Raw genomic sequence first — 621 nt, forward strand, 5'->3', positions numbered from 1 at the left:
CGCGTGCGCGGTATTACAAATGCACATCCTGTCCCGGAACGGACACCGGGAAACAGCAAAAAAAACCGGGCAGCACGCCCGGAACTCAATCAAGTTAGATTAGATTACGCTCACTCGTCCATAACAGCATCATGGAACGACGACCACCGTCCGTGACGGCCGCCTCGTTTAAGTATGGACAGAAATACAGAAAATGCTCAGGACGAAATGTAATGAATGCGAACGGATTCAAGAAATTCGAGCATGACAGTCCTTACGGCCGGTTCGGTTTCAGACAAAATCTGCCGGTATGCATCCAGCATCATGGCTCCGGCATCCCCTCCGGCACGCCGTAGCCAGACCGAAACAACGGACACAAGCAGGTGTCGCTCATCATCACTAAGAGTCATCAGGGCTCCGGAAGAAAAACCAAACATGGCTTACCTACTGTTAACGGCAACGCAGAAGAAAGGTTTACAGGGTAGCGGGCAGGGATGAAAAAAAAAAAATTGCAGTCAGGCCGGAACGGCTGCTGAACCGGTACAGGCGGGTTCCGGGCGCAGCGCCGGACCAGTCACGGAGCACTAGCGGAGTGTATACTGGCTTAAGATGTAGCATGGCAGGAACACATAGCATTAATGC

1 protein-coding gene is annotated in these 621 nt (G+C 52.3%); it reads right to left on the reverse strand.

Going from position 1 to position 621, the window contains the following annotated elements:
- Window positions 1–197: 197 nt before the first annotated feature.
- Window positions 198–389, reverse strand: a complete 192-nt coding sequence (locus tag GYB81_RS24085; protein ID WP_021243041.1) for a hypothetical protein — start codon at window positions 387–389, stop codon at window positions 198–200.
- Window positions 390–621 lie beyond the last annotated feature (232 nt).

The organism is Pseudomonas yangonensis (assembly GCF_009932725.1).
GTDB lineage: Bacteria > Pseudomonadota > Gammaproteobacteria > Pseudomonadales > Pseudomonadaceae > Aquipseudomonas > Aquipseudomonas yangonensis.

What these genes read in the sequence shown, in the direction of transcription:
- GYB81_RS24085 (WP_021243041.1), bottom strand. Translation starts at nt 389, where the DNA reads ATGACTCTTAGTGATGATGAGCGACACCTGCTTGTGTCCGTTGTTTCG.